Origin of the sequence: Stieleria magnilauensis (assembly GCA_007753675.1) — a bacterium.
GTDB classification, from domain to species: domain Bacteria; phylum Planctomycetota; class Planctomycetia; order Pirellulales; family Pirellulaceae; genus Stieleria; species Stieleria magnilauensis.
Window position 1 is genome coordinate 941,404 of the sequence record CP036432.1, and the last position, 20,074, is coordinate 961,477.

Sequence of the window (20,074 nt, forward strand, 5' to 3'; positions counted from 1 at the left end):
CTACGCTTGTGACGGGTGGACGTAGGGCTTGCGGTAGGGGCGTTTCAGCTTGGACGTCGCTTCGTCGTCACCGACGATCGTGTGCGTCGTGGGGTCGAATTCCAGCGACCGCCCCAGTTCCATCGACACATTCGCCATGATGCAGGACGCACTGGAAATGTGACCTTGTTCGATATCAGCGATCGGCTTGGACCGTTGATCGATCGCGTCCAAAAAGTCTCGCATGTGTCCGCGGATTGCCGAAGCGACATGCAATTCCAGACGCCAATCTTTCTGGTCGGCGATGTCCGTGGGATACTTGTCGGTTTCGATCAGCTTTTCACCGGTCAACTTTTGGCCGCCGCCGCGGGGCGTGAACTCGTATTTGTGAACGTCCAATTTTAATGTTCCCCGATCACCGTAGATGATTCCGGCCCATGGCCATTCCGGATCGGGTGCGTTGCCCCAACTGCGATGCATCCAATTGATGTCCAGCTCGTCGAATTCATAGCGAGCCGATTGGGTGTCCGAAATGTTTGCCTTGGAATCGTGGTCGACGTAAATACCGCCGCTGCTGCTGATCCGTTTGGGCCAGCCCAGACCGAGCTGCCAACGCACCATGTCCAGCATGTGAACGCACATGTCACCGACGATGCCGTTGCCATACTCCATGAACGCACGCCAAGATCGCGGATGCACCAATTCGTTGTAGGGACGCATCGGTGCCGGTCCTGTCCAGGTTTCGTAATCCAGGTACTCCGGCGGCGCGGTGTCCGGCGGATTCTTTCTCGCTCGCATGTGGTAGTAACAACAGACTTCCGCGTGCGCGACATCGCCGAGCAGTCCCGCGTCGACGACACGCTGTTTCGCCTCGATCAAATGCGGCGTGCTTCTGCGTTGCGTGCCGACTTGGACCACTCGGTCGTTGGCCCGCGCCGCGTCCAACATCGCTTTGCTCTCCAGCACGTCGACGCCCGTCGGTTTTTGGACGTAGACGTCGGCGCCCGACTGGACCGCCGCGATCATGGGTAAGGCATGCCAGTGATCGGGCGTGGCCACCAGGACAATGTCCAAGTCTTTTTCGGCCAGCATCTCGGTGTACTGGCCGTAGGTGCGAGGCCGTTGTTTGGAAACCTGCCGTGTCGCGAACAAGTCCGCGGCTTCGTTGAGCATGTTCGAATCGACGTCGCATAACGAAACGACTTCCACCGGTTCAATGTTCAGCAATTGCAGCAAGTCGCACTTTCCGTACCAGCCACATCCGATCAAGCCGACGCGACGTTTCGTGTCACCCGCCGCGGCATAGGCGTGGCGTGTGGCGGCTGCGGATGCAGCCAGTGCGGATCCGGCGAGAAATTTCCGGCGATCCATGTTGCGATGTCCATGAATGAGAAGAGGAGGGACAGATCGTTCCAGTATCGCCTGTGCGTCGACGACAAGCAACCAAGGAGAGCGTGGGAGAGGCTTCCAGCCTGTCAATTCGGCTTCGACAGGCTGGAAGCCATCCCACCACTGACTCACCGACCGCGTGATAAATCATTGTCGCGAACTTCGGCCAGTTTCTGTGCCAGCGTCGATCGCATCCTCGCCGCAACGTCTTGGTAATCCGGTTCATCGATCAGATTTCGATACCCCTGGGGGTCGACGTGGGTATCAAATAACTCCATGCCACCGGATGCGTCTTCCTTGTATTGAATGAACGCAAATCGATCCTCGCGAACCAAGAAACCTTTCCGCATCGGTGCGACGCTGAAGGCGAATTCGCGAACCTGGTGTTCGGGATCCTCCAACATCATCGAGATGTCTTTGCCTTGCACATGCTCCGGGATCGGCAACCCGCACAGGGACGCCACGGTCGGGTACAGGTCCAACAGTTCGACAAAGCTGTGGCAGACCGCGGGCTTCTTTCCGGGCACGCGGATGATCAGTGGCACGCCCGCCGATTCGTCTCGCAGTGAAACCTTGGCCCAAAAATCGTGTTCGCCCAAGTGGTAGCCGTGGTCGCTGGTGAAGATCACGATCGTGTTGTCTTCTTGGCCGGACGACTTGAGCGCGTCGAGCACCTTGCCGACCTGAGCGTCCATGTAGGCGACCGACGCATAGTAGCCCCCGACGGCTTTCTTTTGCCGCCGCACATCCATCTTCATGTTTTGGCTGGTTTTGTAATTGATGCCGGCCTTGGGGATGTCGTCCCAGTCGCCGTCGATCTTGGGCGGCAGTTCCAATTTGCTGTACGGCTTGTAAGGCGGGAAGTAAGACGCCGGCGCGACGAAGGGCACGTGGGGGCGCACAAATCCGACGCCTAACCAAAACGGTTCTTCACGCGCCTGTGCGATCAACTCACAGGCCTTTGCCGCCGTCTTGCCGTCGCTGTGAATGTCATCACCGCCGTCGGCTTCGACCACGACGAACGTGTTTCCGCCGACCACGGGTTTCTTGCCATCGGGATTGCCTTCCAACGTCTCGCCATCGCCGGCGGCACGCCACTCCGGCCCAGGACTGTTGAACCGCTCGGTCCATGACAAAACGTCGTCGGCTCCGTTGTAGTCACGCCCCGGTCCGTGATCTTCGACCCCACCGGGAACCCCCATGTGAAAGATCTTGCTGACCCGCGCGGCATAATAGCCGTTGTTCTTGAAATGCTGAGACCAGGTCGCGCGGTCGCCGATCTGGGGTCGCGGATTCTTGTATCCCAACACCCCCGTTGCGTGCGGATAGAACCCCGACATGAATGAGGCACGCGACGGACCGCAATAGGTCCCTTGGCAATAAGCCCGCGTGAATCGGGTTCCGCTGGCGGCCAATGCGTCGATGTTGGGAGTCTGGCAGACCGTGTTTCCGTAGCACGATAACGCGGTGTACGTCAGGTCATCCGAAATGATGAACAACACGTTCATCCGATCGCCGCGGGATTCGGCGCTGGCGTTCGGGTGGATTGACAGTGCCAGCAGCAAACACGCGGTGGCGGAGAAGAACAGTTGTTTCATCGCGGATGCATCTCAACGGGCGGGATGGTTCAAGGTAGCGCAGGTCCTACAAGATACACGATGGGTTGGGGACACCGTGTCGGTGTGGCTCGCGATGTCGCTGGTAAGATTGACTCATTCGAGAATTAAGTATGCGACGGAGTTCGCCGGCGAGGGACGCCGATTTAATTTCTGACGGATATGGCACCCTTCTCCCCCACAAATCGTTAACAAGCTTGCTTGTCGATTTGTGGGGGAGAAGCACTGTCATGGCCGAACTTGATTTAGCTCGCATTGGCGAGGTGCGCGCGAACGCCTAGCGGCATTACCTTACGGTAACTTTTTTTAGTCTTAAAGTCCAATGGCTTGTCGGCTTGCTGAGCACGTCTCAGTCAGCATGAATGGTTCAGTCTCGCCACCCTGGTAGATATCCGAAGCTTAGGAGCCTCACACTGTCTTATCCGGCGTTTGAACCGCTGACAGAGCATCACACTTCTTCCACGGGCTTGTTGACTGCAGCTTCGAGAAGCCGCGTCTGCCCTCGGGCTGTAGACGATGTTATCAGTGTGCAAGTGAAAGCACGACAAGTCAACGCGGGCCCTAAGCTTCGGACGAGTTTGATTCTACCTTAGATGCCTGACGAACTCCAAGTCGAACCAGAAGAGGAATGAGCAGATCGCCGATCGATACGGCTCCGCGGCGTTTTTTATTTGCCAGCTTGGCGAAGGGTTTTGCTTCTTCGCTATAGACCGACTTGGGAAGCCACTTGAGAGCTTCATTCATATCAGCAACCGTTTGATCAAGCGGCGTGCCGTGTTCGATATAAAACTTCCATAGCTTTTTCAGCAGGCACTCCCGGTCGACGTGCTTACCTCGCCACACTTGGCGTCCGCTGACGATCTGGAAAACCATTCGGTTAGCTCGGTTAGCCATTCGACACTGGCGATCGAGCGTGCAGATATCTTTGCTCTTCCACAAAGCAGCCAAGCCACGGTAGTACGGATGGCATTTGATCAAGTTCTTTGCAACGAGAATGCAAGCGGAACGCAGTCGACGATTGCAGTTTTTGGCGACGGAACCGCTTCGGTCAATTTCATCACTTTGGTATCGAGCAGGGTAAAGCCCGGCGCGTCCGTTGATCGCAATGGCAGTTGCATAGTGCTCGATCGGTCCAGCTTCGCCCGCATACTCACCTGCGGAAACAACGTTGATCCCAGTGACAGAGAGAAGCAATATATATGGCGTTTTCACGAGAAAATGCGCCGTTTCTTGTTCAATCTGGCTGATCTGTTCGTTGAGCAATTCGCGTATCTCATTTAGCTGTTTCCATTGCTTGGTCAACAACGGGTACAACGGATCGGGTTGAACTGCCTGAGCACTCCACGCAAAGATCTTGTCGAGTGTTGTTTTTTGAACTCGAGTCTTGTTCTTGCGAAGGTACTTTGCCATGCCGGTTTGCTTCGCTTTTTTGATCGCCTCGTCAGACGGGAATTGTTTCGCGATGATCATCGCAATCGATCCGTTGAAGAGTTTGTCATCATCCCAAAGATCCGCGTAGCCAGGCATGGATTGATGCAATAACGCTCGCAACTGTACTTGCACCCGTGCGCGTTGCTTGACCAAATTGCGACGCTGCCGACAAAGACGTTGCAGTGACAGGTGGGTTTCATCAACGGGCAAGATCGCCAATCCGTATCCGTTGATGGCGGCGTGAAAAATCGCTTCGAGATCGTTAGGGTCAGTCTTATTGTTGGGGTGAAGCGTCTCTCGATAGTGCGAAGACGCGAAGGGGTGAACCGTCCTTGTGTCGTACCCCGCTTTGCGAAACGCTTGCTGCACGGGTTTGTGGTAGACACCGGTCATCTCGACGGCGACAATGGAGTCGAGGATCCCTTCGGCTTGACAAGCTGCATCAACGAGTTGGACCATTGCTGCGAGAGCGCCAGCACTGTGCTCGACCGAAGTTGGTTCGACAATGACACGACCAAAGAAGTCACAGAGCATCCAGATCGACCGTCGCTTGGCACAGTCCACCGAAACGATACCGAATTTCTGAGGGCCTGCCTGTTGGACTCGTTCCTGGATGACACCGGATGGCTTTCCGATGTAGCGTCGCTTGGTAGCCTTGCAGGCGGATTTTCGACTAGATTTTTTCGTAACGGCCATTTGAGTTCTCTACAAATTGGAAGTGTTGAAAAGTTCTTCCAATTGAGCACTCGAATGGTCTTTGTCTAGATTTTTCACGATCTAGGGGCATACCAGGGCTGGGGATGAGGGGGCTGGGGATCGATTTTGTAGCCATCTCACCGGGCGCAGAACATACGGTTGGGCGGTTGTACTTGATACCATTGCGGCCCCTATGTGTTGCCCCTCACCCCCAGCCCCTCTCCCCAAAAAACGCTCGACGCTTCGCGTGTTTGGCATTTTTTGGGGAGAGGGGAGGCAGTGAATTTTAGAGAGATCCGGCAGTAATAAAATCCACATCCAAAAACGGCGTGAATGGCAAGCAGGATGCTTACTCCACTTGCAAGGCGGGGCCTTGGAGCGACGTGCATCCGCGTGACGGCCGTTGTAGAATACGTCCCCCCGCCGTTTCCCTTCCCCACCCTCGCCGGCATGCTTCCGATGCAGAATCACAGCCTCACGCTTTCCTCTCGCAGTCTTCTGTGGGTCGCGATTTCGATTGTTACCGCTCTTGGCCACCTTGATCTGTCTGCCGCAGACGACCATGTGCTGCACCAGTTCGAACGAAAGCAATTGACCGGAATTTACTTCTCCGAAGGCGTCTCCGCGGGAGACATCAACGGTGACGGCGTCAAGGATGTTGTTTATGGACCCTATTGGTTCGAGGGACCGGATTACGAATCGAAGCACGAGATCTATCCGCCGGTTCCGCAAGACATGAACCGCTATGCGGACAACTTTTTCTCGTGGATCGATGACTTCAACGACGACGGGTGGAATGACATCTTCGTCGTGGGATTCCCAGGCACGCCGGCGTACGTTTACGAAAATCCCCAGCAGGCGGGACTCGATGCCCACTGGAAAAAGCACCAAGTGTTTGACTGGGTGTCCAACGAGTCGCCCGAATTGATCAACTTGCTCGGCGATGAACGGCCTGAACTGGTCTGTACGCGGGACGGCTTTTTCGGTTTCGCCACCATCGATCCCGACGACCCGTTGGGAACATGGCAGTTTCATGCCATTTCGCCGCGGATGGCCGCGCCACGGTTTGGGCACGGACTGGGAATCGGCGACGTCAACAGTGACGACCGGTTGGACATCATCCATGCCAACGGATGGTTCGAACAACCAGAAACCGACCCGTTGACCTCGCGTTGGATGCATCACGAAGCGAAGCTTTGCGGCGGCAGCGGCGGCGCGGAGATGTACGCCTATGATGTCGACGGCGACGGGGACAACGACATCATCACCAGCGACTCGGCGCACAACTTTGGATTGTCTTGGTTTGAACAGATCGTCGACGGCGAACAGCGCACGTTCAAACAGCATCTGATCATGGGGGCGCACCCGTCGGAAAACAAATACGGGGTTCTGTTCAGCGAGCCCCATTCGGTTGAACTGGCCGATCTCGACGGCGATGGATTGAAAGACATCGTGACGGGAAAGACGTATTGGTCGCACCACAAACAAAGCCCGATGTGGGATGCCGGTGCGGTGGTCTACTGGTTTCGCCTCGTTCGCGGCAAAGACGGAGTCGACTGGGTTCCCTACCAAGCCGATGGTGAAGCCGGGATTGGACGCCAAATCGTGGTCAACGATCTAGACGACGACGGCAATCCGGACATCATCGTCGGCGGCATGAAGGGCGCCCATGTGTTGAGCCATTCGCGCCAATCGGTCAGCGAAGCGGACTGGATGGCTGCCCAACCCCAACCGTACACCGGCCCCGAGCCGCCCAGCGCCGACAACGCCAACGCACGACGCGGCCCGAAGTCCAAAATCGATCCCAAGACCGCGCGAGCTGTCGGTGCGATCGAAGGCGAATCGCTGAAGTTCCGTACGACCGGTGGAGTGGCGCGTGCCCAGGACATGTCGAATTTCCAAGCCGACACGTGGAGCGGCAAGTCTCAACTGTGGTGGACCGATGCCAGACCGGGAGACACGTTGACGATCCAGTTGCCACCGGCAACGGGAGTGATTGACTTGGATGTGGTGCTGACCTGTGCCGTGGACTACGGCATCGTCCAGCTGTCTCTGGACGATCAACCCCTGGGTGACCCCATCGACCTTTTCGATCGCCAAGTGGTCACCACCGGCGTGCTGTCGTTTCCGAAACTGTCGTTAAAAGGAAGCAAGCACACGTTGGGCGTCAAAATCGTCGGCGCCAATCCGAACGCCAAAAAATCGTACATGTTCGCACTCGACTACCTGCGAATCAAGAAATCCGATGGCAGCTACGTGGCCGGGCCGGCACCGCGCAACGCCGTGGCCGCAAACGAAGCGGCAAACGTCAGGATTCGTCCCCAAGACATCAACGGACGTGTGCTCAATCTGGGGTTTGAAACCGGAACGCTGGACGATTGGACCGCCACCGGTGATGCGTTCGAAGGCCAACCGGTCAAGGGAGACACCGTCAATGCACGTCGCAAAGACATGCAGAGCAATCATGACGGCCAATACTGGATCGGCGGCTACGAAAAATTTGGGGACGAGCCACAGGGAAGATTGACCTCCGCACCGTTTGTCGTCTCTCAACCCTACGCATCATTTTTGTCCAACGGAGGCGACCACGAATCGACGAGAGTAGAATTGCTCCGCAAAGACAGCGGCAACGTTTTCTTTCAGAGCAACGGAACCAACAGCGAAACGATGCAACGCGTCATCGTGGACCTGCGAGCCCATGTCGGCAAAGAGGTCGTCGTGCGGCTGGTCGACCAATCTCAAGACGGATGGGGGCACGTCAATTTTGACGATTTCCGCTTGCACGAGAAACCGCCCGCGCGCCCCACACCCGCCATGGTGGTGCTGACTGCGGACGAGTATCCGCACGCCGGGTTGGAAGCCCAACAGGCCGCCGATGCCATGCAAGTCCCCGACGGGTTTCGCGTCGCTGTCGGTGCCGCCGAACCTGACGTCCAACAACCGATCGCAATGGCGTTGGATGACCGCGGCCGTGTCTGGATCGCCGAAGCCTATGAATATCCGATCCGAGCCGAAGGCGACGTCGGACGGGACCGCATCTTGATCTTCGAAGACACCGACGGCGACGGATCGTTGGACAGCCGAAAGGTTTTTGCCGAAGGACTCAATTTGGTTAGCGGACTGGAAGTCGGCTTCGGCGGTGTGTGGGTCGGCGCAGCACCGTACCTGATGTTCATTCCCGACAAAGACGGTGACGACGTCCCCGATGCCGAGCCTCAGATTCTGTTGGACGGATGGGGCTATCAAGACACCCACGAAACCCTCAACGCATTTATCTGGGGGCCCGATGGTTGGTTGTACGGTTGCCACGGCGTGTTCACCCATTCAAGAGTCGGCAAACCGGGAACACCGGACGAGCAACGCACGCCGATCAATTGTGGCGTTTGGCGGTATCACCCCACACGCCACGAATTCGAAGTCTTTGCCCATGGGACCAGCAACCCGTGGGGCGTGGATTTCAATGATCACGGGCAAGCGTTCATCACGGCCTGTGTGATCCCGCACCTGTACCACATCATCGATGGCGCTCGCTATCAGCGACAAGGCGGACAGCACTTCAACTCGCACACCTATCGCGACATCGTCACCATCGCCGATCACCTGCACTACCTCGGCGCGACGCCGCACGGCGGAAACAGCAAATCCGATTCCGCCGGTGGAGGCCACGCGCATGCGGGGGCAATGATTTATCTGGGCGATCGTTGGCCGGCCGAGTATCGCGGTCAACTAATGATGAACAACATTCACGGGCAACGACTGAACGTCGATCTTCTGGAGCCCGCCGGATCCGGTTATGTCGGACGACACGGTCCCGATTTTCTGTTGACCGGCGACCAGGCCTCACAAATCCTGAACTTGCGTTACGGACCCGATGGCAACGCCTGGATGATCGACTGGTACGACATGCAAGCCTGTCACCGCCGCGAATCCACCCTGCATGACCGCAGCAACGGACGGATCTACAAGATCAGCTACGGCGACGTCGGGGCCGCGGCGCCGTCGATCGATTTTGCGACGGCAACGGATTTGCAGTTGGCCGAATGCGTGCTGCATCAGAATGATTGGTACGTCCGCCACAGTCGACGCGTCTTGCAGGAGCGTGCCGCGGAGCGCCCGATCGCATCCGACGCCCTGATGCGGCTGCGGCAGATCGCTGAAACCCACGACGACGACACGCGTCGGTTGCGGGCCGCATGGGCACTGCATGTCACGGGAAGTTTGAACTCAGACCTGATGCGACAGCTGATGGCGGATCAAAGCCCCTATGTACGCGGCTGGGCGATCCAGTTGGCGATGGAATCGACGGACGCCGCAATCTCGGCTGCGTTGTTGCAACGGTTCGTCACAATGGCCGACCGCGATCCGTCGCCGATCGTGCGTTTGTACCTCGCTTCGGCAGCACAGAAACTGCCCTTGGATTCACGTTGGGACTTGCTCGACTCATTGACGTCGCATGCCGAAGATGCCCGCGATCACAATCTGCCGCTGATGTATTGGTATGCCGCCGAACCGTTGGCCGATCTTGATCCGGCGCGAGCGATCGCGTTGGCGATGTCAGCCGGCGAGCGAATCCCGCTGCTGCGAGAGTTCATGTTGCGTCGAATCGGCGAAGGCGGCAACGACTCGCTCGCCGTCCTCGTCGATGGCCTCGGCCAAGCCACCGACGCCGCGATGCAACTGACGTACATCAACGCGATCCGATCGTCGTTGGAAGGGCGACGACAGGTCGACGCGCCGCCGCAATGGGGTTCGGTTGCCGAACGATTGTTGGCCAGCGAAAACGATGACGTCCGGTTACAGGCCGTCGCCTTGGGCGTCACGTTTGGTGACCAGAAAGCACTCGCCGCGATGCGGGCCCAAGTCGTCGACCCGTCCGCACCGCTTCCATCGCGACAAGTCGCCCTGCGGTCCTTGCTCGATCTCGACGATCCCGACTTGGTACCGACCTTGGTCGGGTTGTTGAAAGTCGACTCGCCGCTGCGTGAAACGGCGATCCGTGGGATGGCGCAGTATGACGACGCCGCGATCGCACCGGCCCTGCTGGCCGTGTACGAACAACTCAGCCCGGGCGAAAAGCGTTCGGCCCTGGCAACGCTTTGTTCCCGGGTGAAGCCGGGGATCGCCTTGCTGGAGGCGATCGAAGCCGAACAAATTCCCGGCACGGACTTGACCGCCGATCTGGTGCGTCAGTTACAGTTCTTGAGCAACAAGAAGATCGACGCGATGCTGGACAGTGTTTGGGGAGTTGCCCGCGAATCGGCGGCCGACAAACTGGCGATGATCGAAGAGTACAAACAATTGGTCGCGTCGACCGACCACCCGCCGGCGGACCTGGAACTCGGCCGAGCGGTGTTCGCCAAGACCTGCATGAAGTGTCACGTGCTGTACGGCGTCGGGTTCAAGGTCGGCCCCGACTTGACGGGATCGAACCGATCCAACTTGGAATATTTGTTGTCCAACATCGTCGATCCCAGTGCCGTGATGGCCAAGGAATACGTCCCCACGGTTGTCCTGGTCGACGACGGGCGCGTGGTCAACGGACTGATCAAAGCCGAAGACAAGTTTTCGCTGACAATCCAGACGTCCGATGCCGTCGTCGTGATCCCCAAAGAGGAAATCGAACAGCGGGCAACGGCAGACAAGTCGATGATGCCCGACGATCAGTTGAAACAATTTTCGCCGCACGAAGTCCGTTCGCTGATCGCTTACCTGCGTGGAAAACAACAAGTGCCGATGCGAGCGACCGAAGAAAACGCCGCCGCGTTCTTCAACGGGACCGATCTCTCGCTCTGGCGCGGCGATCCGGCGCTGTGGTCGGTTGAAAACGGCGAACTCGTCGGACGCACCGATGGTTTGCAACGCAACGAATGGATCGTCAGCGACCTGGCGGCGTCAGATTTTCGCTTGACCGTCGAAGTCAAACTGGTCGACAACGCCGGAAACAGCGGCATTCAATTTCGCAGTCACGCCGAAGACGGCGAGGTTTCCGGTTACCAGGCTGACATCGGTCAGGGATGGTGGGGCAAGCTGTACGAAGAACACGGCCGCAAACTGTTGTGGGATCAGTCGGGCGAGCAACACGTCCGGCCCGGCGACTGGAACAAATACGAAGTCCTTGCCCAGGGGCATCACATCCAAACGCGTATCAACGATCAACTCTGTGTCGACTTGCATGATCCCGACGGCGCTGAAAGCGGCATCATCGCTTTTCAACTGCACAGCGGCGGCAAAACCGAAGTGCGCTTTCGAAACATGAAGCTAGAGATTTTGGAGCCGGAACAGGACGAGTAAGGCTTCGTTCAGCATCACGTTTTCGTCGAAGCGGTGGCGGAAGCCGCCCGGGGTTGGTCGACGGAATCAGCCCGCTTACTTGCCGTCTTGATTCGCAGGGGATGCGCAAGCTGGAAGCGTACGCCACTTGGGCAGGCTCTGGTCGTGAAACGATTGCTGTGAAACTGGGTGGCTGGGCGGTGGTTTTCGTTATTTTGACTTCGCGAAACCCAGCTTGGCCATCTTTTCCCGACCACGCCCATCGTGCAATTCGCGTAACCGGCAATCTTTCACAGGATTCGCCAGAAACCAGCTTCCGATTGTGCCGCGTCACATTTTGCAAATGAACTCACGCGGGTGATTTGCCGATCACCATAGACGGGCACGTAGCGAAACGCGTGTGCGACACAGAACGCCATCGAAACACAAACCGCAATGGAATGCGACGGTGAAAACGAATAATCTCATTTGGATTTCGGTGGCAGCGTTAGCCATTTCCACCGCATCCACGACTCAGGCACAAGTCCCTGAAGCCCCCGTACCGACCATTTGGCGGTTCATCGGAATTCCTCAGGGCATCCAAAAGATCCGCGACGTCACCGTGAACCGGCGTGGGAACTTTCCCGGCCTGGAGCGAAAGCCGCCGCTGAAGCGAATCGGTGACCCGGCAAACCTTGAATCCCCCAACCCGGCGATCAAAGCCGCTGCGGAGATCAAGCAGGCCGAGGACTTGAAAGCTCAAAAGATCAAGGCGATCAAGTTCCTGGCCAAGATGGGTTGTGGGTGCTACGACAAGGAAGGGAAGATCACCGACGCCCTGCTCGCGGCGATGGACGACTGCACGCCAGACGTGCGATTGGCGGCAATGGACGCCATCGAAACGGCTGCCAACGGCGAAGGTTGCAGCAAATGCGGATCGACGTCCTGCTGTAGCGAGAAAGTCACGAAACGTCTGAGCGAAATCGCCTACGAACGCGACGACAGTGGGTGCTACTTGGAACCCAATGCGGACGTGCGAGCGGCTGCGGCCAAGGCACTCTTTGTGTGCTGCCCGAATCGTGCAACCGGCCCGATCGAAGAAGACATTCCCGAAGAGTTGATGCCTCCGCCCGTCGTGCCCGATCCGATCTCCGGCGAAGGAGCCGCGGACCCCGAAGGCATCCAGGGCGAGGGTGCTCCAGAGGTGGACGTCGATGTTGATGTCGATGTTGATGTGAATGGGGCGGGCGAAGTCGACGACAGCGAGGCGGGTTCGGCAAGCGACGCCACGAGCGTGGACGCCACCACCGCCGACAGCCTGAAGCTGTTTCAAGCGGCGAAGGTGGAACAAAGCGACGTCGAAGTCGGGCAAGTCAAGATGATTGGAGGCATGGCGATTCAGCCGGTCACGATCTCGCCCGTCACCGCAACGTTGAACGTCCAAGACGACCAGCCCCAATCGAGCCAGTCGATTTCGCAGCCGGTCTCGCTGTCCCTGAGCGACGACTCGGCCAAATCGGACGCCTCAACCAAGCAGACGCTGCCCAAGCCGATCGCACTTCCGATTCAAAACGCCCCGCCGGTTGACACTGCCGAAGCGGTCGAAACGCCCCAAGCCCGCTCGGCTCATCGTGTCACAGCCCAACGGGTCACGCCTCAGCCGGTCCAACGGAAAAACGCGGTCGCGACGGTCGTTCGTGTCGATCAACGGACCGGACGCGTGATCTTGCGGAGCGGCCAGGAAATGCGTCCCGGAGCTTCCGTCACCGTCTATCACCAGTACTTGACCGGCGAGCGACTGGTGGCACACCTGCTGATCAACAGCGTCAACGGCAACCAGTCGATCGCCACGGTCACGGACCCGACGAGTCTGGACAAGATTCACTCCGGCGACCGAGCCGTCTGCTTCTAAGCAGCAACCAACGATCGCGAACCCTTCGAAGCGTCAGCGAACTCGCTGACGCTTTTTTGGGAAAAGGGGTCAGGCCTCTTTTTTGCGTTTATAGAAAAGAGTCCTGACCCCTTTTGCTGGAAACACTCACGATTGAGCGGCATTGGGCCTGACCCCTTTCGCTAACTCACCCGAAATCAAACGTCGTTTGTTTCATCGGGGCGAAGGTGGCGAGTGTTGGGGCGTCGGCCAAATTGATCGGGGTTGTTGCGGCTGCAACCCAAGCGCGGAAGTCATTGGCCGGGGCGGGCGGCACGATCACCTCGACTTCGGACAGCGATTTTGGCAAGCCTTGGCAAAGCGACTTCGCCAACCGCTTGGCTCCGTTTTTCCCCGCCTCGTCGTTGTCGGCGATGATCGTCAACCGGCTCGGTAGATGGCGATGGATGTAACGGTCGACAAAAAACGTCGACGCGCTGCAACTGGCTCGTCCAATCACCCACAGCCCCAACCCGATCGCGGCGGCCGTGTCCGACGCACCTTCGGTGATGAACAGCGTCGTCGAGTCCGCGTTGGACGTTGCGTTTGTCTTCCTGCGGCGGGCGACAAAGATCCCACTTTGGCTGCCTCGCCGCGACCACTTCGCGCGGCACTGGTCGGTCCAGGGCAACCCGCTGATCCGGACGCCGATCACCGCGTGGGCTTCATTGCGCATCGGCCAGGTGGAACCTTGTCCGTCGGCGGTCAACCCGACCCGCAGCGCCCGCAAAGCGTTTTCGTTGACGGACAGTTGTTCGGCCAGTCGGCGACGTGTTTGTCGATCGATCCGGCGGTAGGCGTCACGTGCGAATTGGGTGTGCGCGTCAATGACGTGTTGGGGCAGATCGGTACGAAAGGACGACGTGAAGGTCGACGCGTGCTGCCCAGCAAGATGACTCGCCCGACTGCCGCCGCCCGGCTGCGACGGCGAATGGTCGCCACGCTCGGGCGCGACGCCGACCGCATCGGCTAAGAACGACAGCGATTCGGCGAACGAACAACCCAGCCACCAACGGAGCGTCGCAATCCCGTCGCTTGGCGGAATTGCGCAGCCGCGGGTAAAGCAGTGACGGCAATGGACGGCCCCGCGTTGCTGCAAATCCGGAAACGCCGCGAACCGGTCGCGTCCGCCGCACTTGGGGCAGGGGCGGTTGCGACCGTCAAGCACCTGGGCAGGAATGCCGGCGGAGATCAGGATCTCTGCCCAACGTCCCGCGGCGGCTCGACGGAGTTCATCCAGATTGTAAAACGGCATTTCAGCGATGATCGGACGGAGTTCAGCTGACGAGGGATCAACGTCGGATAGGCTTCCAGTCTGTCGATCCCCAGCGGAACAGGCTGGCTGCCCTTTCCATTGTCCATCGACAAGTGACGAGCCGAGGCAGCGGAGTTCCGGCCACGTCGGATCGACCCACGCCCCGCTGCATCGACTGGCTCCGGATGTGACGGTCGTTCCACCGTGCCTCCTATCTTCAATCGCGGCGCGGCTTGTTACACTTCGTCCATGAGCGAAATTGATTTTTATGATTATGAATTGCCCCGCGAACTGATCGCCCAGGAACCCCTGACGACCCGCAGTGACGCCAGGCTGATGTTGGTCAATCGGGCCAGCGGCGAGATCGAGCACCACCATGTGCGTGATTTACCAGACCTGTTGCGCAGCGAAGACACCTTGGTGCTCAATGACAGTCGCGTGATCCCGGCCCGAATGGTCGGATTCCGCACGCGAACGCAGGGTCGTTGGCAGGGCTTGTTTTTGCGAGAAGACTCGGGGTCGGGCATTTGGGAGGTGCTGACGAAAACGCGCGGCAAACTGGTTCCCGGCGAGACGATCACGATTGAAGATCGCAACGGCTTGCCCGGCATGCGGCTGGAGGTGGTCGCGCGGACCGAGCACGGGCACCTGCTCGTGTTGCCTCGCCCGCCGGCCGATCGTCTGGCCGCTGCCAACGACGAAGAAAATCAATTGTCGGAATCCTCCAGTGCCGATCAGTGGCTGAATCGTTACGGCCGCGTGCCGCTGCCGCCCTACATTCGCGACGGGCACATGGTCGATGCGGACGTCTCGAACTATCAGACGGTGTTTGCCAAAACCCCCGGCAGCGTGGCGGCACCGACCGCGGGATTGCATTTCACGCCCAGCCTGCTCGGTCAGATCACCGACGGGGGAACGGAAACGGCATCGGTGACGCTGCACGTCGGACTGGGGACGTTTCGTCCGATCAGCAGCGAGACGTTGGAGGAGCACGAGATGCACACCGAATGGGGGCAGATCACGGAGGAAAACGCCGAATTGATCGTCGAGCGTCGGGCCGCGGGAGGTCGCTGCGTGGCCGTCGGCACGACCAGCGTCCGGGTGCTCGAAAGCGCCGCAGCCGACTTGCCGGGCGATCTGCGGGCCTGGACGTCAACGACCGATCTGTTCATCCGGCCGCCCTATCCATTTCAAATCGTCGACACGCTGATGACCAATTTCCATCTGCCCAAGAGCACCTTGCTGGTGTTGGTCAGCGCCTTTGCCTCGCGGGAATTGATTCTCGAAGCCTACGCCAAAGCGATCGAAAACGAATATCGCTTCTTCAGCTATGGGGATGCGATGCTGATCGTGTAGCCCGTGCGCCGATCAGCAGCAGCACGATCGCGGGAATCATCGCAAACCCCGCCCAGGCGTGAATCGACATCAGGGAGTGCATTTGGTGCGTCGATGGAATCGGCAACATGCACAGAAAGACCGTGACGATGGTGATCAGCCCGGTCGCCACCGTCGCTAAATAGCCCAGATTCTGAAATCTCGATGTCGGCCGTTTGGCGACAAAGTACCGCAGGAAAAACAGGGCAAAAATGGGTAATCCCATCACCAGGACCCCGCTGGCCATCATGTGGGCCAGCAGCATTTGGCCGCCCAGTGTTTTGCCCCCGAGCGACGGCAACGAGGTCACCGTGAGCACCGCGACGACAAGGACGAGAGCCAAAAGCAGCAGCCGGTCGATCCAGACAAACATGATCGGGTAGATTCTTCGCGGTAAAAAGGGATCCGGTAACGGCCCCGATTCTACGCTCTCGGCAGCCCCCCGGGGACCGGGCCAGTGGCCTAAGCTCCCAGCTTGCGACCTAGTGGCCTAAGCTTCCAGCTTGCGAACCAGTGGCGTAAGCTTCCAGCTTGCGATCCCCTGACGCAGCCTCGCTGCGTGCGATCCCCCACAGCCTCGCTGAGCGATCCCACACAGCCTCCCAACTCACGATCCGATCCCGCCGCCACCCCAGCCGCCTCACGTGACACGGTTGATCCCCCACGACTCCGACGCCACCCCTTTTTTCCGGGACAGAAACGTCGCACGAGCGTGACGATCCGAAGCGGCACCGACACGTCGTCGCCCGCTCGGACCCCCGAACATTCTGGTCGCCGGATCGCTCATTGACAATTCAGAGCTTTCAGCCGACAGTGAAGGCTTCGATTTCAGCATTCCTACGCTTCCCCCACCCCACTTATGACCGATGCCGACACGTCCGCCCCGCGGACCTTGCTAGACAAAATCTGGGACCAACACGTCGTCCACCAACCGGAATCCGGACCGGCGATTTTGTACATCGATCTGCACCTGGTTCACGAAGTCACCAGCCCCCAGGCCTTTGAAGGGCTGCGGATCAACGGGCGTCAAGTGCGTCGGCCGGAGCGAACGCTCGCCACGCCGGACCACAATGTCCCGACCAGCGACCGATCACTGCCCATCGCCGACCCGATCAGCCGCAAACAGATCGAAACGCTGCGGAACAACTGTGCCGAATTCGGCGTCCAGCTGTTCGACATCGGCGACGTCCGCCAAGGCATCGTCCACGTCATCGGCCCCGAAAACGGCTACACTCAACCCGGCATGACGATCGTCTGTGGCGACAGCCACACCGCCACCCACGGTGCGTTCGGCGCCCTCGCCTTTGGGATCGGGACCAGCGAAGTCGAGCACGTCTTGGCGACGCAAACCTTGCTGCAATTCAAACCGAAAACGTTTGAACTGCGCGTCGACGGCGAATTGCCCAAGGGCGTGACGGCCAAGGACATGATCTTGTACTTGATCGGCAAGATCGGAACCGCCGGCGGCACCGGTTATGTGCTCGAATACACCGGCGACTGTGTGCGAAATCTGACGATGGAAGAGCGCATGACGGTCTGCAACATGTCGATCGAGGCGGGGGCACGGGCCGGGATGATCGCACCCGACCAAACCACCTTCGATTACTTGAAAGGGTTGCCCGAAGCACCGGCCGATTTCGATGCCGCCGTCGCCCGCTGGAAACAACTCTCCACCGACGCCGGAGCGAGCTATGACAAGTCGCTTCACTTCAACGGTGCCGACATCCAGCCCCAAGTCACCTGGGGCACCAACCCCGGCCAAGTGATCAGTGTCAAAGACAAGACACCCGATCCGGCTGACTTCTCCGATCCGACCGATCAGAAAACCACCCGCGACGCGCTCAGCTACATGGGGCTTCAAGCGAGCACTGCGATGGAGGAGGTCGCGATCGATCGCGTCTTCATCGGTTCCTGCACCAACGCACGCATCGAAGACCTGCGGGCGGCCGCCGAAGTCATCAAGGGGTACCACGTCAGCGACAAAGTCAACGCGATGGTGGTCCCGGGCAGCGGTAAAGTGAAAGTGCATGCCGAACGCGAAGGCCTGGACAAGATCTTCCGCGAAGCCGGGTTCGATTGGCGGGAAGCCGGTTGCAGCATGTGTTTGGCCATGAACCCCGACAAATTGGCGCCGGGCGAACGCTGTGCCAGCACCAGCAATCGAAACTTCGAAGGCCGGCAAGGCAAGGGCGGACGAACGCACCTGGTCAGCCCCGCGATGGCCGCCGCCGCAGCCATCCAAGGACACTTCGTCGATATCCGCGAGTGGGACTACAAGTCCTGAAAAACTTGCCGAACGAGACGTGGAATCGGCTTCCAGCCTGTCATCCCCTGACACGACCCACCTGCAAGCCGATCTCACCGCCGAGCTCCGAAGCGACTTCAACCAAACAACTTTCTTCAATCAACCATGCAAAGCTTTACCAAACACACCGGCATCGTCGCGACGATGGATCGTGCCAACGTGGACACCGATCAAATCATCCCCAAGCAGTTTCTCAAACGGATCGAACGAACCGGATTCGGGCAATTCCTGTTCTACGACTGGCGTTTTCTCGAAGACGGCGAAACGCCCAACCCGGAATTTGAACTGAACCAGCCCGCCGTCAAAGGCGCCTCGATCCTGGTCGCCCGTCGTAATTTCGGCAGCGGATCGAGCCGCGAACACGCCGTCTGGGCGCTCGACGATTATGGGTTCCGCAGCGTGATTGCCCCTTCGTTCGCCGACATTTTCTTCAACAACTGTTTCAAAAACGGCGTGCTGCCGATCACGTTGGCCGAGTCCGATATCGATCATCTGTTCGAAACCGCGAAAGCCAAGGGGACGTACGAATTGACCGTCGATCTGGAGAATCAAGTCGTCAAAGACGGCGAAGGTTGGGAGCGGTCGTTCGAAGTCGACGCCAGCCGCCGCGACAAGATGCTGCAAGGCTTGGACGATATCGGACAAACCCTCAAGTTCGAAGACAAAATCTCCCAGTACGAAGCCGCCCGAACCTGGTAGGGCATGCTGACCATGCCATCACGGATCGTAGGGCATGCTGACCATGCCACCCTGAATCGTGGGGCATGCTGTGCATGCCGTTGCGGATCGTGATCGTCAACCCGCGCCACGTGTTCTGCACCACGACGGTAGCGCAGCGTTGTCAGGCGATCTTCAGCGTTACGGTCGAGTTCTCGTGCGGTTGGGAACTCCGACGCTCACCGCCGCGTCGCCAGAAACACCGCGACGCCGCTCCAAACGAACGCGAACCCGACGAGCGTGTAGGTCGACATCGGTTCGCCGAAGTAAAACGCGCCGACCATGAACTGCAACGTCGGCCCGATGAACTGCAGGACGCCGATCAACGTCAGTGGAATGCGTTGTGCCGCGGCGGAGAAAAACGCCAGCGGAACCAAGGTTAGGAATCCACCGATGATCAACATCCAGTCCAGCATCGGGTCGCCGCGGCCAAAGTCACCGGCGCCGCCTTGGTACAAGAACGCCAAATAGACCAGTGTCGGCGACAACAGCACGAGCGTTTCCAAGAACAAGCCGTTCATCGGATCCAATCGAGCTTTCTTTTTGACCAACGCATATCCGGCAAACGAACCGGCCATCAGCAACGAAACCCACGGGAACTGGCCCGCGGCGACGGTCATCACCAAGACGCCGACTCCGGCCAGGCCCACCGCGCCCCAACGCGGGGCCGACAACCGCTCACCAAGCACGACGACGCCAAGCAACACGTTAAAAAGCGGGCTGATGTAATAGCCCAGCGATGAAAGCAGCACTTGCTCATTGGTCACCGCGTACAGAAACGCCCCCCAATTGATCGCGATCAGAAACGCGGCGGCAGAGTAGATCGCCCACGTTTGTCGCCGCCGAAGTGACTCCAACAACGCCGCCCGAACGATCCGGCTGCTGAGCCGAAATCGAATCACAGCGATCACCATCGAAAACACAAACGCCCAGACGATCCGGTGGCTGACCAACTCCAGCGCCGACGTCCCGCGCAGCAGGTTCCAGAAGATCGGAAACAGGCCCCAAATCACATTGGCGGCGACCGCACAGAAAAATCCCAGACGGGTGGAAGCGGACATGCGGTGATTTGGAAACCCTTGGCAAGCTGCCGTAAAATGGTGAAGGAGAGGATCTCGACAAATCCCTCAACT

General features: G+C 58.8%; 11 protein-coding genes and 1 pseudogene. 5 read left to right on the forward strand and 7 right to left on the reverse strand.

Features of this window, described 5'->3' with window-relative positions:
- The 4 genes and pseudogenes from TBK1r_RS03430 to TBK1r_RS38210 all read right to left on the reverse strand — a co-directional run.
- Positions 1-1,350, reverse strand: a complete 1,350-nt coding sequence (locus TBK1r_RS03430) for a Gfo/Idh/MocA family protein (protein ID WP_145207543.1) — start codon at positions 1,348-1,350, stop codon at positions 1-3.
- Positions 1,351-1,496: 146 nt separating this feature from the next.
- On the reverse strand, positions 1,497-2,966 hold the full coding sequence (locus TBK1r_RS03435) for a sulfatase (RefSeq protein WP_145207544.1): 1,470 nt from the start codon (positions 2,964-2,966) through the stop codon (positions 1,497-1,499).
- A 579-nt stretch (positions 2,967-3,545) separates the two neighbouring features.
- Positions 3,546-4,511, reverse strand: a complete 966-nt coding sequence (locus TBK1r_RS38205; RefSeq protein ID WP_419581516.1) for a transposase — start codon at positions 4,509-4,511, stop codon at positions 3,546-3,548.
- Positions 4,512-4,565: 54 nt separating this feature from the next.
- Positions 4,566-5,111, reverse strand: a pseudogene (locus TBK1r_RS38210) (IS110 family transposase); the annotation flags it as partial.
- A 459-nt stretch (positions 5,112-5,570) separates the two neighbouring features.
- Between TBK1r_RS38210 and TBK1r_RS03445 the strand changes: the two are divergent.
- Together TBK1r_RS03445 and TBK1r_RS38215 are read left to right on the forward strand one after the other, a co-directional pair.
- Positions 5,571-11,402 (forward strand): PVC-type heme-binding CxxCH protein, encoded by a 5,832-nt coding sequence (locus TBK1r_RS03445; protein ID WP_419580925.1) that lies wholly within the window; start codon positions 5,571-5,573, stop codon positions 11,400-11,402.
- Positions 11,403-11,829: 427 nt separating this feature from the next.
- Positions 11,830-13,272, forward strand: coding sequence for a hypothetical protein (locus TBK1r_RS38215; RefSeq protein ID WP_419580926.1), 1,443 nt, complete (start codon positions 11,830-11,832; stop codon positions 13,270-13,272).
- Between the two features lie 166 nt (positions 13,273-13,438).
- On the opposite strand, the gene TBK1r_RS03460 is transcribed toward TBK1r_RS38215, so the two are convergent.
- Positions 13,439-14,545, reverse strand: coding sequence for a primase-helicase zinc-binding domain-containing protein (locus TBK1r_RS03460; RefSeq protein ID WP_145207547.1), 1,107 nt, complete (start codon positions 14,543-14,545; stop codon positions 13,439-13,441).
- A 249-nt stretch (positions 14,546-14,794) separates the two neighbouring features.
- On the opposite strand from TBK1r_RS03460, the gene queA reads away from it, so the two are divergent.
- A complete protein-coding gene (queA, locus tag TBK1r_RS03465; protein ID WP_145207548.1) occupies positions 14,795-15,901 on the forward strand; it encodes a tRNA preQ1(34) S-adenosylmethionine ribosyltransferase-isomerase QueA in 1,107 nt (368 codons plus the stop codon).
- On the opposite strand, the gene TBK1r_RS03470 is transcribed toward queA, so the two are convergent.
- On the reverse strand, positions 15,870-16,292 hold the full coding sequence (locus tag TBK1r_RS03470; protein ID WP_145207549.1) for a hypothetical protein: 423 nt from the start codon (positions 16,290-16,292) through the stop codon (positions 15,870-15,872). The two genes, queA and TBK1r_RS03470, sit on opposite strands and share 32 nt — an antisense overlap.
- A 486-nt stretch (positions 16,293-16,778) precedes the next feature.
- Between TBK1r_RS03470 and leuC the strand changes: the two genes are divergently transcribed.
- The gene (leuC, locus tag TBK1r_RS03475; protein ID WP_145207550.1) at positions 16,779-18,203 is read left to right on the forward strand and encodes a 3-isopropylmalate dehydratase large subunit; all 1,425 of its coding nucleotides are present in this window, start codon (positions 16,779-16,781) and stop codon (positions 18,201-18,203) included.
- Between the two features lie 126 nt (positions 18,204-18,329).
- On the forward strand, positions 18,330-18,923 hold the full coding sequence (leuD, locus tag TBK1r_RS03480; RefSeq protein WP_145207551.1) for a 3-isopropylmalate dehydratase small subunit: 594 nt from the start codon (positions 18,330-18,332) through the stop codon (positions 18,921-18,923).
- Positions 18,924-19,120: 197 nt separating this feature from the next.
- Here the strand turns inward: leuD and rarD are convergent, their stop codons facing one another.
- Entirely contained in the window at positions 19,121-20,002 is an 882-nt protein-coding gene (gene rarD / locus TBK1r_RS03485) for an EamA family transporter RarD (protein WP_145207552.1), read from the reverse strand.
- Positions 20,003-20,074: the final 72 nt, after the last annotated feature.

Excerpts from the sequence above, each read along its gene's own strand:
- TBK1r_RS03430 (WP_145207543.1), bottom strand. The coding sequence starts at position 1,350 with ATGGATCGCCGGAAATTTCTCGCCGGATCCGCACTGGCTGCATCCGCA.
- TBK1r_RS03435 (WP_145207544.1), bottom strand. The coding sequence starts at position 2,966 with ATGAAACAACTGTTCTTCTCCGCCACCGCGTGTTTGCTGCTGGCACTG.
- TBK1r_RS38205 (WP_419581516.1), bottom strand. The coding sequence starts at position 4,511 with ATGCCTGGCTACGCGGATCTTTGGGATGATGACAAACTCTTCAACGGA.
- TBK1r_RS03445 (WP_419580925.1), top strand. The coding sequence starts at position 5,571 with ATGCAGAATCACAGCCTCACGCTTTCCTCTCGCAGTCTTCTGTGGGTC.
- TBK1r_RS03460 (WP_145207547.1), bottom strand. The coding sequence starts at position 14,545 with ATGCCGTTTTACAATCTGGATGAACTCCGTCGAGCCGCCGCGGGACGT.
- queA (WP_145207548.1), top strand. The coding sequence starts at position 14,795 with ATGAGCGAAATTGATTTTTATGATTATGAATTGCCCCGCGAACTGATC.
- TBK1r_RS03470 (WP_145207549.1), bottom strand. The coding sequence starts at position 16,292 with ATGTTTGTCTGGATCGACCGGCTGCTGCTTTTGGCTCTCGTCCTTGTC.
- leuC (WP_145207550.1), top strand. The coding sequence starts at position 16,779 with ATGACCGATGCCGACACGTCCGCCCCGCGGACCTTGCTAGACAAAATC.
- leuD (WP_145207551.1), top strand. The coding sequence starts at position 18,330 with ATGCAAAGCTTTACCAAACACACCGGCATCGTCGCGACGATGGATCGT.
- rarD (WP_145207552.1), bottom strand. The coding sequence starts at position 20,002 with ATGTCCGCTTCCACCCGTCTGGGATTTTTCTGTGCGGTCGCCGCCAAT.